Source organism: Streptomyces marinisediminis (assembly GCF_026262575.1).
Classification (GTDB): Bacteria; Actinomycetota; Actinomycetes; order Streptomycetales; family Streptomycetaceae; genus Streptomyces; species Streptomyces marinisediminis.
The window spans coordinates 157,863-171,710 of sequence record NZ_JAPKFL010000004.1 but is presented as its reverse complement, the minus strand read 5'-3'; the positions used below and the strand labels follow the sequence as shown (position 1 = coordinate 171,710).

General features: G+C 74.9%; 14 protein-coding genes and 1 pseudogene. 8 read left to right on the top strand and 7 right to left on the bottom strand.

Annotated elements, in window-relative coordinates:
• Window positions 1-221: 221 nt before the first annotated feature.
• A complete protein-coding gene (locus OSB71_RS05060) occupies window positions 222-1,961 on the bottom strand; it encodes a serine hydrolase (protein WP_265944625.1) in 1,740 nt (579 codons plus the stop codon).
• Window positions 1,962-2,903: 942 nt separating this feature from the next.
• Here OSB71_RS05060 and OSB71_RS05055 point away from each other — a divergent pair.
• The 7 genes from OSB71_RS05055 to OSB71_RS05025 all read left to right on the top strand — a co-directional run bounded on the left by OSB71_RS05055 (window position 2,904) and on the right by OSB71_RS05025 (window position 10,029).
• Window positions 2,904-3,665, top strand: a complete 762-nt coding sequence (locus OSB71_RS05055; protein WP_265944622.1) for a GOLPH3/VPS74 family protein — start codon at window positions 2,904-2,906, stop codon at window positions 3,663-3,665.
• A 354-nt stretch (window positions 3,666-4,019) separates the two neighbouring features.
• Window positions 4,020-4,883, top strand: a complete 864-nt coding sequence (locus tag OSB71_RS05050; protein ID WP_265944620.1) for a helix-turn-helix domain-containing protein — start codon at window positions 4,020-4,022, stop codon at window positions 4,881-4,883.
• A 1,020-nt stretch (window positions 4,884-5,903) separates the two neighbouring features.
• Window positions 5,904-6,113 (top strand): DUF397 domain-containing protein, encoded by a 210-nt coding sequence (locus tag OSB71_RS05045; RefSeq protein WP_265944618.1) that lies wholly within the window; start codon window positions 5,904-5,906, stop codon window positions 6,111-6,113.
• Window positions 6,114-6,600: 487 nt separating this feature from the next.
• Window positions 6,601-7,092, top strand: a complete 492-nt coding sequence (locus tag OSB71_RS05040; RefSeq protein ID WP_265944616.1) for a helix-turn-helix domain-containing protein — start codon at window positions 6,601-6,603, stop codon at window positions 7,090-7,092.
• A gap of 426 nt (window positions 7,093-7,518) precedes the next feature.
• Window positions 7,519-8,085, top strand: coding sequence for a hypothetical protein (locus OSB71_RS05035; protein ID WP_265944614.1), 567 nt, complete (start codon window positions 7,519-7,521; stop codon window positions 8,083-8,085).
• 7 nt (window positions 8,086-8,092) lie between these two features.
• Complete coding sequence (locus OSB71_RS05030; RefSeq protein ID WP_265944611.1) at window positions 8,093-9,340, top strand: MAB_1171c family putative transporter; 1,248 nt, start codon at window positions 8,093-8,095, stop codon at window positions 9,338-9,340.
• Window positions 9,337-10,029 (top strand): phosphatase PAP2 family protein, encoded by a 693-nt coding sequence (locus OSB71_RS05025; protein ID WP_265944609.1) that lies wholly within the window; start codon window positions 9,337-9,339, stop codon window positions 10,027-10,029. The genes OSB71_RS05030 and OSB71_RS05025 overlap by 4 nt, the downstream gene beginning before the upstream one ends.
• A gap of 27 nt (window positions 10,030-10,056) precedes the next feature.
• On the opposite strand, the gene OSB71_RS05020 is transcribed toward OSB71_RS05025, so the two are convergent.
• The 4 genes and pseudogenes from OSB71_RS05020 to OSB71_RS05005 form a co-directional block, all read right to left on the bottom strand.
• Window positions 10,057-10,356: a hypothetical protein gene (locus OSB71_RS05020; RefSeq protein ID WP_265944607.1), complete on the bottom strand. Its 300-nt coding sequence runs from the start codon at window positions 10,354-10,356 to the stop codon at window positions 10,057-10,059.
• A pseudogene (locus OSB71_RS05015) lies at window positions 10,301-10,618 on the bottom strand (IS4 family transposase); the annotation flags it as partial. The pseudogene OSB71_RS05015 and the gene OSB71_RS05020, both read right to left, overlap by 56 nt.
• Window positions 10,619-10,648: 30 nt before the next feature.
• A complete protein-coding gene (locus tag OSB71_RS05010) occupies window positions 10,649-11,062 on the bottom strand; it encodes an NUDIX hydrolase (RefSeq protein ID WP_265944605.1) in 414 nt (137 codons plus the stop codon).
• Window positions 11,059-11,718: an NUDIX hydrolase gene (locus tag OSB71_RS05005; RefSeq protein WP_265944603.1), complete on the bottom strand. Its 660-nt coding sequence runs from the start codon at window positions 11,716-11,718 to the stop codon at window positions 11,059-11,061. Before OSB71_RS05005 ends, OSB71_RS05010 begins: the two co-directional genes overlap by 4 nt.
• Before the next feature lie 315 nt (window positions 11,719-12,033).
• Here OSB71_RS05005 and OSB71_RS05000 point away from each other — a divergent pair, with 315 nt between their 5' ends.
• Entirely contained in the window at window positions 12,034-12,771 is a 738-nt protein-coding gene (locus OSB71_RS05000) for a class I SAM-dependent methyltransferase (RefSeq protein ID WP_265944602.1), read from the top strand.
• A 167-nt stretch (window positions 12,772-12,938) separates the two neighbouring features.
• On the opposite strand, the gene OSB71_RS04995 is transcribed toward OSB71_RS05000, so the two are convergent.
• Window positions 12,939-13,256 (bottom strand): DUF6087 family protein, encoded by a 318-nt coding sequence (locus OSB71_RS04995; protein WP_265944600.1) that lies wholly within the window; start codon window positions 13,254-13,256, stop codon window positions 12,939-12,941.
• A gap of 24 nt (window positions 13,257-13,280) precedes the next feature.
• Window positions 13,281-13,685 (bottom strand): LuxR family transcriptional regulator, encoded by a 405-nt coding sequence (locus OSB71_RS04990; RefSeq protein WP_265944598.1) that lies wholly within the window; start codon window positions 13,683-13,685, stop codon window positions 13,281-13,283.
• Window positions 13,686-13,848 lie beyond the last annotated feature (163 nt).

Sequence of the window (13,848 nt, the reverse complement as noted above, 5' to 3'; positions counted from 1 at the left end):
CCGCCCGGCCGGACCCGCGCCCGCGCCGGCAACCGGGCCTCGCCCGGGCCTGGTCGGGGCCTCGGCTGGGCCTCGGCCCCCCGTCGGGCCCTCGCCGGGGGGCCGACGCCCGCCGCGCCGGGCATCGGCCCCGACGCCCGCGTCGCGCGCCGGGTCCGTGGCTCCGGCCGGGCGCCACCGGGGCTCCGCCGGGCGTGGCCCGGCGGCGGGTGGGGGAGGGGTCAGGAGAGGCGGGTGATCTTGGCGGTCGCGTCCGGCTCCGTCAGCTCCCGCTGGACGGCGACGGGCACCCGCACCTGTCCGGGGCCGTCACCGACCGTCAGGTGGCCCACCTCCGTGCCCGGTCCGGCCGTGTGCGGCACGCCGTCCTTCCCGGCGGCGAGGTCCAGCTCGACGGTGAGCCCCGCCCAGCCCACCGCCGCGACGTCCTCCGTGGCCACCAGCGACGTCCGCCCGCCGAGCCCGTCGTCCACCGCGCCGACGACCTCCCCCTGCCGGACGACGGTCTCCGACCGGAGCGCGGCCTGCGCCGAGAGGATCAGCTCCTTGCCCTCCGCCAGCACCGAGTCGATGATCGGCGGCGCGTGCTGGCCCAGCACCGCCCCGATGATCAGTTGCTCGGTGCCGCCCACGTCGGCCGTCGCGGCGAAGAGCAGGTTGCCGCCCGCCGCCGTCGTCGTACCGGTCTTGATGCCGACCGTGCCGTACTCCGGGACGAGGAAGTTCCAGTTGCGGTGCGACGTGCCGTTGCGGTCCTCGTAGGACGGCTTGCGCACGATCTCGCGGAAGACCTCGTACTCCATCACCGCCTTGCCCAGCCTCACCTGGTCCTCGGCCGTGCTGACGGTCTCCGCGCGCAGGCCGCTGGGGTCGGTGTAGGTGGTGTTCTGCATGCCCAGGTCCTCGGCGGTGGCGTTCATCTTCTCCACGAACGCCTTCTCCGACCCCGCGTCCCAGCGGGCCACCAGGCGGGCGACGTTGTTGGCCGAGGCGATCATGAGCGCGTTGAGCGCCTCCTCCTGACTGATCGTCTCCCCGGCCCGCACCCCCACCGTCGACTCGCCCTGCTCGCTCAGCCCCGCGTCGTCCTCGGCCTGCTGGTCCACCGGGATCGACGCGCCGGGCTCGCCCGGCTCCATCGGGTGCTCCTTCAGCAGCAGGTACGCCGTCATCACCTTCGCCACGCTCGCGATCGGCACCGGCTCCTGGGCGCCGGACGTGCCGAACGAGCCGAGCCCGTCCACCTCCATCGCCGCCTGCCCCTCCTCGGGCCAGGCGATCCGCGGCTCACCGCCGTCGAAGGAGTAGGTGGCGTTCGCGGTCAGGTCCAGCTCGGGGGCCGGGAGCGGGCGCAGGAGCTGCACGGTGACGAACACGACCGCCAGCAGGGCGACCAGCGGGGTGTAGATCTTGAGTCGGCGCAGGGCCGCCCGCAGCGGCGTCTCCGGCGGTGCCGGTCTGTTCGTCAGCTCCGCGAGCAGGTCGAGCGGACGCCGCCCGGGCTCCGGTGGCATCGGCTGCTGCCGCGTCCGCTCCGGCTCGGCGGCCTCGGGCGCCGGAACGGCCCCGGCGGACCGAGCGGAGGCGGCGGTTCCGGCGGAGGGCGCGGGGGCGCAGGCTCCGGGGGGCGCGGGGGCGTCAGCCGCGGCGGCGCCCGCCTTCCGGGGCTCGTCCGGCGCGGGGCGCGGGTCCGTCGTCGCGTCCGCCCGGCCGGTGCGCCGCGCGGGGCGGGCGTCGTCGGCCGAGCGCAGGGGCACGAACTGGCTGGTCCGTTCGGCGGGCGGCTCCGCCGCGGGGCTCTTGACCGGCTCCTCGGCCGGTTCCCTGGTCGGCTCGTCCGCCGGTTCCTCGGCCGGTTCCTCGGTCGGCTCGTCCGCCGGTTCCTTGGCCGACTCCGCTGCCGGTCCGTCCGCGGGTTCCTTCGCCGACTCCGGTGCCGGCTCGTCCGTCGGGCTCTTCACGGGTCCGTCCGTCGGCTCCTTCGCCGGTCCGTTCGCCGGTCGTTCCGTGGGTTCCCCGGCCGGGCCGTCCGCCGGTTCCCCTCCCGGGACCGGCTCGCTGCCGGGCCGCGGCGTGCCGCCGGGGCGTGCCTGACCGCCGGGCGTGGGCGTGCCTCCGGGCGACGGGGTGCCGGGCTCGGGCGTGCTGCCGGGCTCGGGTGGGGTGCCGGGCCCGGTCGTGCCGCCGGGCCGGGGGGCGCGGGGTGCGCGGAGGGTGGTGGTGCGGTCGTCGAGGGGGCGGGGGGCCGGGGCTCCGGTGGTTCCGCCCGCGTCCGGGGCGTCCCGGTGCGCGTCCTCCGCGTGGGCGCCGCCCGCGTCCGTGGGGGCCGGGCCCGCCTCCGCCTCGTCGGCCTCCGCGGTGGTGCCCGCTCCGGCGGCCTGGGTCCGGCCGGGCCGGGCCGCGCCGGGTGACCCCGGGGCGGCCTCCTCGCCCGCGCGGGCCTCGCCTCCGGGCGCGCCGTCGCCGTCGCCGTCGGCCTCCGGCCGCGTCGCCGCGTCCGGAGCGGGGTCGTCAGGGCCGGTCCCGCGCGCTGCCGACCCCGGTCCCGGCGACTCCTCCGCCGCCGGGCGGTACGCCGTCCGGGGGTCGGTGTCCGCGCGGTCGCCGGGAACCGCCGGGCGTTCCGACGTCGTCTCCCCCGATGACCCCGCTCGCTTCGACCTGTCGGGGGACTCGCCCGCCACCGTGCCTCCTGAAATCCGCTGAAATGCTCTGCGCCCTGCCAGGCACCAGTGTCGCCGCCCGCCCTCGCGGATCCGAACGGACCGGCGCCTCTGACAGCGTCCTCCCCAGGGCAGACGGGTACGACATACCTACTGGTTCCCGCACATAGCGGGCAGGCACTCTCGACAGATCTCTGTGAGAGGGGTCACCCTGTCATGCATCCACGCGGGGAGGCATGGATGGGCAGGAGCCGCAGAACAATTCCCGAGGAGTTGCTGCTGCTGGCGCTGGACCCGGCTACGGGTACCACGGCACAGCCGCAGTCGCTCGACCTCGGCCTGGCAGGAGCACAGCTCGTCGAGCTGGCGATGGCCGGGCGGATAGCCCCGGACGGGGATCGCATCGCCGTGGTGCTGCCACGGCCGACCGGAGATCCGACACTGGACTCCGCACTGGAACTGCTGCGCAGGCGCGGCAGCCCGGTGCGCGCGGTCCACTGGATCGGCGGCCCCAGGTTGGGGCTGCGCCAGACGTACCTCACGCACCTGGAACGCTGCGGCATGGTGCACGCCGTCAACGGCCAGATGTGCGGGGTACTGCCGACGACGCGCTACCAGGCGACGGAGACGGCGATCAGCCGGGAGATCAGGACCCGGCTGGACACCGCCATCCGTACCGGCGTACCGCCGGACCCGCGGACGGCCGCGCTGGCCGCCCTGGCCCACGCGGTCGGACTGGGCAAGCACCTCTACCCCGGCAACGAGGGGCGGTCGTGCCGTTCCCGGTTGCGCGACCTGATCCGGCACGACCCGATGGGCGGCCTCGTCGCCCACGCGGTGATGGATGTGCAGAACGGCGTGGCGGCGGCCGGGCCGCGGCGTGCCGCGGCCGGTTCCGGACGCGGCCAGCGCTCCGGACCCGCGGCGTCCGGCCGGGCGGGCGGCGTGCCGGAACAGCCGCGGCGGGGCGCCGGAATGGCCCGCGTCGCCGGCGTCCGCTAGGCGCCGCCGGGGTCGGCGTCCGCAGCGCCCCGGCGTTCGGCCCGCGCGCACGGCACCACGGTGTCGCGGGCGCCCTCCGGCCCGGCCCACGGGCTCGCGGAGGGCGCCCGCGCCGCGCGCCCCGGCCACCCCACGCGGCGGGACGCGCGGTCACCGGGGCCGGACGCCCGCGGATGCGGAGGCGTCCGAAGGCACCGGCCGCGCCGGCGGTGGCGACCCGGCGCGCGTGCGCCACCCGGCGCAGGTGTTCGAGCACGCCCGGTGGTCGAAATCCGGCAAACGCCGGGTGGGGGCGCCCCGTTGCTGGCACTCTGCTGAGAACGAGCAGAGCTGACCAGCGGAGGTGCACGTTCCGTGGCGTCCAACGTCAATCCCACCGTGAGAAGGCGCCGACTGGGCCAGGAGCTGCGCAAGCTCCGCGAGGAGAAGGGGATGACGGCCGAGGAGGTCGCCGACCGCCTGCTCGTGTCGCAGTCCAAGATCAGTCGGCTGGAGAACGGCCGCCGCAGCATCAGCCAGCGTGACGTGCGGGATTTGTGCGGCGTCTACGAGGTCGCGGACCGGCGCATAGTCGAGTCCCTCATGCAGATGGCCAAGGAGTCCCGGCAGCAGGGCTGGTGGCACGCCTTCGGCGACATCCCGTACAGCGTCTACATCGGCCTGGAGACGGAGGCCGCGTCCCTGCGCATCTACGAACCGCAGATCGTCCCGGGCCTGCTCCAGACCCAGACCTACGCCGAGGCGGTCATCGCGGGCGCGCTGCCCGAGGCGTCGCCCACGGAGGTGGAGAAGCGGGTGCGGGTCCGGATGCGCCGCCAGGAACGGGTGTCGGCGCCGGGCAACCCGCTGCGGCTGTGGGCCGTGCTCGACGAGGCCGCGCTGCGCCGCCGCGTCGGCGGCCGGCAGACGATGATCGAGCAGTTGGAGCACCTGGGGGAACTCTCGCAGCTCCCCCACGTGACGGTGCAGGTCATGCCCTTCGCGATGGGCGCGCACCCCGGCGTGAACGGGCAGTACGCGATCCTGGAGTTCCCCGACACCGCGGACTCCACGGTGGTGTACCTGGAGGGCGTGACGAGCGACCTGTACTTGGAGAAGGCCCAGGACGTGCAGAGCTACGGCGTGATGTACGAACACCTGCGAGCACAGGCGCTCAACGCGGACGACAGCCGTGCGTTCATCGAGGACGTCGCCAAGGAGTACGCGCGCGAGACGTGACGGCCCCCGGGCGCTCGCCCCCGCCAGCCGCTCCGGGCGCGCTGCCCCGCCAGCCGCCCCACGGCTCCGCCCGGACACCCGCCGGACGCGTCCCGCACGCACCGGGGGGCGCTGGACGCGCGGGGTGCGTCCGGCCCGTCCCGACCCGCCCCGCCCTGTCGCGGACGCGGCGCCCGGAGCCCGGGCGTGGGGGACGACGAAACCCGGCGCCGCGTGTCACGTACGACGCCACCCGGCACCCGGCCCGCCCTCCGGGGCGTTGGGTTCCCGGGGTGGCGCACACCCACCGCTCGCCGCCCGCCCGCAGCACCGGCGACACCCGGTGTTCCGAGCGCCCCCGGCCGGAACACCGGGGTCCCGGCCCCTGTCGGCCCCCGGGCGCCCTGACCGTCCCGCGCCCGTGCGTTTCGCGCTCCCGAGCCCGCTTGGTGCCCGCTTGGTGCCCGCTTGCGTACCGGTGCCGCGCGGTGTGCCGTCCCCCCGGCGGTGGCCTGCGCGCAGGCCCGTGGTGCCCGTCGCCCGGGGGGTGCCCGTGTGCTCGCGCGGTGCCCGGCCCGAATCCGGTGGTGCCGCTCAGGCGGCCGGGTGGGGCGGCTCCGGCCGGGCGGGGCACGCCCACGGGCCTCGGGCCCGGTGTGGGGCCTCCGCTCGTGGGTCGGTGCGGAGCCCGCCCGTGCCTCCCCGGCGCTCGTCCGCGGGGCCCGGACGAGGTCGGTTCCGACCCGTGCGGCTCCCGTCGTCGCCCGCTCGGACGCCCGGGCGCCCGAGCGCCCGGGCGAAGCCTGCGCCGAGGCGGGCGGGGCCCGCTTCCGACCGGCGCGGTCGGGCACCGTACACCCCGGGGCCGTACCGGTGAAGGAGCTCCTGGAATATGCCATCCGGTCGAGTGAACGGTCGCTTCCCCTGCGCTCCGAGGCGAGTACGGTCGAGCCCGTGCCAGTAAGAACGCTGGCTTCTCACGCGATATCCCCATCCATCAGGACGTGGTGGGACTTGTGGGGAAGACGGGAGCTAAGAACCATGGCAATCCGGCAGGGCAGGACCACGGACTGGGTGAAGTCGAGCTACTCGGGCGGCAACGGCGCCTGCGTCGAGGTGAAGTCGCCGGTCGTCAGCGCGATCGCGGTGCGGGACTCCAAGAACCCGCTCGGCCCCTCGATCGCCTTCGCCCCGGGGTCCTGGACGTCCTTCGTGAGCGCCGTGGACTCCGGCGTCCTGGGCCGGGGCTGAGCCTCAGCCGGGATCGACCGTTCCCGGCGCGGTACGGCGCCGGTCCTCCCGGCCGGGCCGCTCCGTCTCGGCCGGGGGGCCCGGGGCCGTACCGCCACCGGCGGCCACGCGTTCCCCTCCCCCCGCGTGGCCGCCGGGCGGTAACGGTCCGCAGGACGTGATCACCGGCCGCGCGTACCCTCACAGGGTGCGCGCGGCTGTGGTGTGTGCCCGTGGTGCGCGGCGAGCCCGGCACGCCGACGGCCCGGCCCGCGTCAGTCGCCTGCCGCGGGCCGGGCCGTCGCCCCCGTTGGGCGCGTCATACGAACCCCCGTAGCCGTACGCCGCACCGTCTATTCCGTTTTACGGGCTACGGAGAGACTACGGCCGGTACGGCCCCCCTTGTCAAGACGGATTTACGATGGGATAGGAAGGCTACGTACGCGTAAACTCCATGAGAGACCGGCTGCGGTTGACCAGCCGCAGATCGACCACGAGGGGTGATGGGGTGGCCAGGGGGAACCCCGGAGACGGGCGCACCATCGCGGACAGGCTCGACCACCTGATCCGCACGATCCACCCGCCCGAGCGCGGACCGCTCAGCTACATGGAGATCGCGGAGGGCATCAAGGAGAGGGCCGGGACGGGCGGCCAGACGGTGTCGCACGCCACGATCCAGAAGATCCGCAAGGGGGAGATCACCGATCCGAAGGTTTCCACGCTCACGGTGATCGCCGGCTTCTTCGGCGTGCCGGTGACGTACTTCTTCGACGACACCGTGGCCGACCGCGTGGACGCGAAGATCGCCAAGGTGAAGGAGCGCGTCGAGCTCACCCGGGCCCAGCGCGAACTGGCCGACATGCTGGGCGACGGGGACGTGCGCGACGTGGCCGTGCGGATGAACGGACTGTCCGCCGACAGCCTGCGCGCCATCCGTGGCGTGGTCGACCAGGCCCGCCGCCTGGAAGGGCTCCCGGAGGCGCCCAGACGCCGCCCCTGACCCCCGGCCCCTGGGCTCCGCCCCCCCCCGCGGCGGGCCCCGCCCACCGGGCCGCCCACCCGCCGGGGACCACGCCGGTCGGCCCGACGAGCGGCCCCCGCGGCCCGTACGGCGCGCGCCCGCCCCGGCCCCACGCGGCGGTCCGCGCCGCGCCGCGTCGCTCGCGCCGGCGCACGCGGGAGCACGGGGGAGGCGTCGGTGGCACGCGGCGGCACCGTGCGGCCGGGCCATGGCCACGCCCGCGGCGGTGCGGCATGCTCCCACGCATGCGCACGTCTCCCGCCCCCGAGCGCCTCCCGCCCCCGAGCGCCCCCCGGTTCGGCCGCGGTGACGCCCCCACCGGCCACCCGCACGCCCCGGAACCGGCCCGCGGAATTTGGGTGCGGGCCTCCGGCGCCGCCTAAACTACGGGCCGAAGGAGTCCGTATGCCCAAGACGAGCCGCCGTGCCCGCTGCGAGGCCGTCGCCGACGCGCTCGACCTCCCCCGCCCGTTCGACCTCGACGTCCTGTGCGAGCGCATCGCCGCCCGCCGGGGCCGTCCGCTGCGCCTGGTGCCGCTGGAGGGCGCGCCGGACGGCAGCACGCCCTGCGGGGTGTGGGTGGCCACCAGCACCGCCGACCTGATCTTCTTCGAGCCCGCCACCAGCGGTGTGCACAAGCTCCAGATCGTGCTGCACGAGCTGGCGCACCTGCTGCTCGGGCACGGCGCCCCGGACGCCCGGCGGCCCGCCTACGCCACCCGCCTCCTGGCGGACGCCGCCGAGGCCCGGGAGCCGTGGGACGAGGACGCCGAGCAGGACCTGGACATGGACCAGCTCCTGCACATCCTGGGCCGCACCAGCTACACCGACGACCAGGAGCGCGAGGCGGAACTGCTGGCCACGATCCTCAGCGACCGGGCGCTCAGCAAGGAGGCCCCCGCGACCTCCGACCGGGCCGCGGGCGTCCTCGACCGGCTCAACGACGCCTTCGGGCACCCGACACGCTGGTGAGGCACCTGTGGAAACCGCCGTCCTGATCCTCCTGTGGGCCATGGTCCTGTGGCGGGCCCCCGCCGCCCTGCGCGCCCCCCGGCAGCGCGCGCTGTGGGTGACGTTCGCGGCCCTCACCCTGTCCATGACCCTGCGGCTGCCCGACCTCATGCGCGCCATCGACGGGGGCACGGGCGTCAACAACCTCTCCACGCTGCTCAAGCACGTGTTCGGCATCACCGCGGGCGCCGCGCTGCTGGAGTTCGTCTTCGGCATCACCCGCCCCGCGAGCCGGGACGGCAGGCGCCTGCGCGTGGCGCTGGCCGGCGCCACGCTGCTCGCGCTCGCCGCGCTGTTCGCGCTGACGCCCAGGGAGGCCGAGGCGGAGGAGTTCTTCGAGTTCCACGCGGGCGGCGGCGCCGCGGTGACCGCCTACCTCATGGTCTGGTACGCCTACCTGGGCCTGGCCATGGCCGTCGCCACCGCCCTGTTCTGGGGCGCGCGGCGGCACGCGGGCGCGGGGTGGCTGCGCGCGGGGCTGCTCTTCCTCGGCGCGGGCACGGCCGCCGGGGTGGGCTACGCGCTCGTCCGCGCCGCCTACCTGGTGCTGCGCCTGACCGGGCTCGCGGGCGACACCGCCGACGCGGGCGTCACCCACTGGACCGACGTCGCCAAGCACCTGGCCATCGTGCTCATCCTGGCCGGCAGCGTGCTGCCCGCCGTGGGCGTCGCCCGCAGCGCCCGGCGGTACGCGCGCCACCTGCGCGGGCTGACGCCGCTGTGGGAGACGCTCACGGCCGCCGTGCCCGAGGTCGTGCTGCACGAGGAGCTGCGCCGCGGCGAGCTGCGGATGCGGCTGCACCGCCGCATGGTCGAGATCCGTGACGCCCTCCTCGCCCTGCAGCCCTACCTCACCCCCGAAGCCCGGGCGGAGGCCGACGCCGTGGCCGCGCGCAGCGGACTGACCGGCTCCGCACGGCAGGCCCTGGCCGACGCCTGCCGGCTGGAGGCCGCCCGGCACGCCAAGCTGGCGGGCCGCCCGCCCGCGGAGGCACCCCGCCGCCGCGAGGGCGACGCGGGTGACGCCGACCGCCTCGGCGCGGCCCCGGACGCCGTGTTCCCCGGCCCCGGGCACCGGCCCGGGCTCGGCGACCCCAGCGACCTCGACGCCGAGGCCCGCGTGCTGCACGCGCTCGCCGCCGCCCGGCTCCGTCCCGAAGTGCAGGAGTTCACCGCCCGCGCCGCGGGCTCGACCCAGGAGACCGCGCAGCCGTGACGACGCCGCCCCCCGTACCGCCCCCGGCCGCCGCCGAAGCCGACGGGACCGCTCCGCCGCCTCCGGCCCCCGGCCGGGCGTCCGACGCCGCCCCGCGCCGGGGCGCCCGGCCCGGCTCGCGCCGCGCGGCGCGGCTGGTCACCGACGGCTTCGAGCCGAAGAACTGGATCATCGCGCTGACCCTGCTCGTCGGCTGGCGGGTGGACGGCCTCGCGGGCGTCGGCTGGGGCCTGTTCGGCGCGCTGTTCGCGGCCGTCATACCGGTGCTGTTCATCACCTTCGGCATCCGCCGCGGCACCTGGGCCGACCGCCACCTGGGCGTGCGGCAGCAGCGGCTGGTGGTCATGGTCTTCATCGTCGCCTCGGTGGCCACGGGTACGGCGCTGATGGGGGTGCTCGGTGCCCCGCGTCCGATGATCGCGCTGGTCGCCGCGATGATCTCCACACTGGTGGTGCTGATGGCCATCACCGTGGTGTGGAAGGTCTCCGTGCACGCGGCCGTCTCCTCCGGCAGCGTGGCCCTGCTCGCGCTCGCCTACGGGCCGTGGCTGCTGGCCGCCTACCCGCTCGTCGCGCTGGTGGGCTGGTCGCGGGTGGCGCTGCGGGACCACACCCCGGCCCAGGTCCTCGCCGGGACGGCCCTGGGCGCCGCCGTCGCGGCCGGCACCTACGCGCTGCTGCGCGGCTAGGCCGGGCCTAGGCCCAATACCGGTGACTCAAGGTTTGCTCGGTCGGGTCTTGGTTGGTGGGTTGATCGGGGCGGTGCGCCAGTGCGGGGCTATGGTCACGGCGTCGGCGGGGTCGCGGGTGGGCTGGGGCCAGGTGCGGTGCTCGGCGCGTTTGACGCCGAAGTTGGACATCTTGCGTTTGACGACGCGAGGGTTGGAGCGCCTGCGTCGCGGGGGCAGCAGGCGGGCGGTGATGTCGCGGAGTCCGTCGGTCAGCGCCGTGGCCAGGTGGTCAGGGGGACAAGGCCGCCTGCGCGGTGACCTGGCGGCGGGCGAGGCGGATGGCACGGGTGAAGGAGAGCCGGTCGGGGTCGAGGCCGGCGGTCCCGGCGGCGTCGTGCATCAGGGCGCGGATGGCGTGGTGGACCAGCAGGTGTCCCCAGACCTCCTGCTCGACTCCGCCGGGTGAACGGGAGCGCAGGACCTGGGCGGGGCCGCGCTGGTGGGTCTTTAGCTCATCCAGCGCGTTCTCGAACTCCCACCGCTGGTGGTAGCGGGCGGCCAGTTCGGTGGCCGGGGCGGCCTCGGAGTCGAAGATGGTGGTGATCAGGGGGACATGGGCCCTGGCCCCCAGGGCCAGTCAGGAGAGCAGGGCTGCGTCCAGGTACTGCTGAACGGGCTCGAACAGGCCGTACGGCACGTACTGCGGGATCTCCTCGTGGGCGACCCAGGCGAGCTCAGCCAGCTCCTCGGTGTCCGCGACATGAGCGGTACCGTCCAACATCTCGCAAGCGGTGTACGACATCAGCCGGCCCGTCTTCGGGTGGACGCGCTCGCCGAGCAGCTTCACAGCCGCCACGGTCAGTCCAGCCTCCTCTTGGGTCTCCCGCACGGCGGCGTCCTCGCGCTCCTCGCCTGGCTCGACTTCTCCGGCCGGGAACTGCCAGGAGAGCTGTCCCTCTCTGACCCGGCGGCGGACCATGAGCACACGGCCTCCGTGAACGACGATGGCGGCGGCGATACCCGGTCGCTCGTCCGTCTTCTGCTGCGTCACGTCTGCTCCTCCAGGACGGCCACGATGGGTGGGAAGATCGTATCGACGGGGATGAAGCGGGGCACTGCGTTTCTGGGAACCCACATCACGTCGATGTTCTCGGCTGTGTCGCTGTTGGTGGCCTCGCCAGCCAGGTACTCGCAGAGGAAGTACTCGCACAGCACGCCGGTCGTAGGGTGAAGGCGGTTCCCGAGGTGCTGCCGGACCGCGCAGTGGACTCCCGTCTCGTCCAGGGTCTCGCGCACGGTGGTGGTCTCCGCCTTGCCTCCCGGCTTGATGGCCCCGGCCGGGAACTGCCACGTGATGCCGGCAGCGTCGTCGTCTCGCCGGCACACCAGGAGGACATCGCTGTCGCGGACGACCACCGCGATGGCCACCCGCAGCGCCTGCGCGCCGGGCGGCGTCGAGTCCACCGAGGCACGCTCCTTCGCCATCAGGAGCGCGAAGCGCTGTCGCGCAGCCGGAGGGGCCTGCTCATGGGCCGTGTCGAGGAGCTGCTGCATCTCCCTGCGAGGCACAACAGACGCGTCGGAGTGCCAGGCTGCCACTGTCCTCACGGCGATGCCCAGGTGGGCGGCGAACTGTTCGTTGCCGAGCCGTAGGGCGGACTGCAGCAGGCAGGCGTACCGGCCGCTCCAGTGCTCGATCACGTCCACAAGACTGCCCCCTCGTCGCCGCCCTGGTGCAGGAACCCGCGCGCCGAAAGTGCACTCCCACTGCACTGGCACTTCATGGTCACGCGTGAAGAGCCCCGGAAGAATCGGAGTCACCAGGGGCCAAGGAGTCACCCGCCGAAGGCTCAGTCCCTGGGAGGCGTATGCGAGGCGCGACAGCGCCAGACGACCACAGGGAGATTCTAGGTGTGCACCCCCAGCGGATAGCAGGCCCCCGCGCCCAGCGCCGCCTGATCACCGCCGCCGTCATTCGCGGCCCACCCCACTCCGAGTTACCTCACACGCAGGAGATCCGTGATGAGTCCCTCCGGCATGCTTTCTGTCGACCTCCTCGGCGAGCAGATTGCCTCCGTCCTCGCCGACCCCGCCACCACTCACGGCCTCGCCCGCGCCCTCCGGGCCGTCGCCAAGGAGATCGAACTCCACCGCTACCACCACGCCAGTCGGCGCGCCTGGCCCAACGGCCGGATCGACGACAAGCCCGCCAAGGTCCAGATCGGCGGGGGAGGCCACCGCATCGACGGCTTCTTCAACATCGACCTCGTCCCGCCGGCCGACCTCCTCTGGGACATCCGCGAGGGCATCCCCCTCCAGGACGACAGCACTGACGAGATCTTCTCCGAGCACTTTCTGGAGCACATCGACTATCCCCGCTCGGCCAAGCACTACGTCCGCGAGGCTCACCGTGTCCTCATGCCGGGCGGCCGGATCATCACCGGCGTCCCTGACGCCGCCTTCGCTCTCAACCAGTACCCACGCCCACTGGACGCCCCCGACGAGACGATCGAGCGCTGGTACGCCAAGCGCGACTGCCGCGACGACATCAACACCCGACTCGACCTCGTCAACCTGGTCTTCCGCGACCAGGACGACGACCCCACGTACACCCCGCACCTGTGGGCCTACGACCACGAGAAGCTCGTCCAGCTCTTCACCGAAGCCGGCTTCACCACCGTCGAACCCTGGACCTTCGACCCCAGCCTGGCCAACCCGAAGCGCCGCTGGGGCAGCGTCTACGTCATCGCCACGAAGTAGCCCGCAAGCAGCCCGCGGGTCCGGGGTGCCTCGTCCTCAGCCACCCCCGGACTCGCGGGCTGCCACCCGCCGCGGCGCCACGCACTCGCCCGGCCACGCCGCCAAGGCCCTGGTCGGCAGCTCAGCGAAGCAGAGCCCACCGGGCGCTTCGCGCGTGCTTCGCGCTGCTACGGGTGATCGCCGGGGCTGTGGGTGCCGGGGTGCTCGTTCACCCATCGCTGGGCATGGGCGAGATCCGGCGCGCTGCCCGCGGGCTCGTACCAGAAGCCGTTCCACTCCTCCAGGGCGCGGGGTGCGTGGGGCAGGACGTGCCAGCCGCCGCCGTGGAGCGGGTGGTGGCGGCGGTGGGCGCCCTGGGGCGGGCGGCGGCGCTGGTGGTAGGCGGCCAGCGGGTCGGCGGCTTCGCCGGCTTCGCCGGCGGCTTCGTTGCCGGGGTCGGCCGCGGGCGGTTCGTCCGAGGGCTGGGGGCGGGAGTGCTTGCCCATGTCTCCGTGCTTCGGTGTAGCGGCTCAGGGCCGGTCGGGGGCTGGTCCCGGCAGGAGCCGGAGCTGGTGGGCCCGGGTGACGGCGTGGGGCGCGTTGACGGCGCCCAGAACGGCCAGCAGGGCGCGGGCGTCCCGGCGTACGGCAGTGACCGGGCACCCCAGGGCGGTGGACATCTCCTCGACGTCGTCGCCGGCGGCGATGTGGGGCAGCAGCAGCCGCTGGCCCGGGCAGGGGCGTACCGGGGCCGGGTCGGGCGCCGGGGGCGGCAGGGCGCCGGTGAGGTAGGCGCGGTGGACCATCGCGGCGTGGTTCCGTCCGCCGAGCGCGTGGCGCAGGGCTTGTGTGCAGGCGCGTACGTACGGGAAGGGCAGCCGCTCCCGGTCGGCGATCTCGGGTGTGTACAGGCCGTGGGCGATGCCGGCGAGCACGCGCTGTTCCGGGAGGGTGAATGGCGGGGTCGCCGGTGGCGGGTGTGGGTGTGGCACCGGGCGCTCGGGTGCGGTGGGGCCGGGTGCGGCCTGCGGGTGGGTGGGGCGGCGCGGTGGTGGGGGTGTCATGGGTGTTCCTGGTCGGGCGGGGTGGTGCGTCAGC